Annotated in this window: 1 protein-coding gene; it reads right to left on the minus strand. The window is 69.6% G+C overall.

Going from position 1 to position 957, the window contains the following annotated elements; genetic code table 11:
- Window positions 1–19: 19 nt before the first annotated feature.
- Window positions 20–915 (minus strand): IS5 family transposase gene (locus tag I8N68_RS32455; protein ID WP_372433936.1). Its coding sequence is split into 2 segments (ribosomal slippage): window positions 20–553 and window positions 556–915, totalling 894 coding nucleotides; the frame shifts between segments, so codons are not numbered across the junction.
- Window positions 916–957: the final 42 nt, after the last annotated feature.

Below are 957 nucleotides of genomic sequence, written 5' to 3' on the forward strand. Positions count from 1 at the left end.
CTAGGCCGTGTCTCCTGGATCATGGCTTGGGGCGGTCGGGTTTCGCGCGTAGCCAGATGAGGATGTCGGCGATCTGCACGGTGGCGCGGTAGCGGCAGGCGAGCTTGTCGTACCTGGTGGCCACGGCGCGGAACTGCTTGCGCCGGTTCATCAGCCGTTCGATGGTGTTGCGCTGCCGGTAGCGGTGCGGGCGGAACGAGGGCGGACGACCACCGCGTGATCCTCTCCGAGCCCGGTTGGCCTTCTGGTCGTCTTTCTCGGGGATGTCGTGCGGGATGCGTCGGGCCCGCAGCGAACGGCGGTTGCCGCGTGAGCTGTACGCCTTGTCCGCCGACAGGGAATCGAGGCGTTTGCGCGGACGGCCGATCCCGCCGGGGCGGGCCACGGCCACGTCGTCGAGCAGCCGTACCAGCTGGCGGGTGTCGTGGTCCTGGCCCGGGGTCAGGTGGCTGGTCAGGTTCCGGCCCCGTCCGTCACCGATCGTGTGGATCTTCGTGGTCCACCCGCCGCGCGACTTGCCGAGTCCTTCCCGTCGCGCTGCGTCACGGCTGCTCAGCCCCCTTTACGCGCGCCGGCGGCGTGCTGGTGGGCACGCACGATCGTGGAATCGGCGTTGGCGTGCCAGTCCAGGTCGCCGGCAGCGTCCGCCTCGGTGTGCAGCATCGCCTCGATCCGCGCCCAGGTCCCGTCCTCTTGCCAGCGGGCGAACCGCTTGTACAGCGTCTTCCACGGCCCGTACCGTTCCGGGACGTCCCGCCACGGCACCCCGGTCCGCACCCGGTACACGATCCCGTTGATCACCTGCCGGTGATCACGCCACCGCCCACCCCGCTGGGGTCTCATCGCCGGCAGCAACGCCGCGATCCGCGCGTACTCGACCTCGGTCAGCTCGAACCGTCCACCCACGACAGACATGAATAGCCGAGCCACGCCCCAAGATCCAGGAGACACGCCCTA

The sequence above is a fragment of the Micromonospora coerulea genome, assembly GCF_016598485.1.
GTDB lineage: Bacteria > Actinomycetota > Actinomycetes > Mycobacteriales > Micromonosporaceae > Micromonospora > Micromonospora coerulea.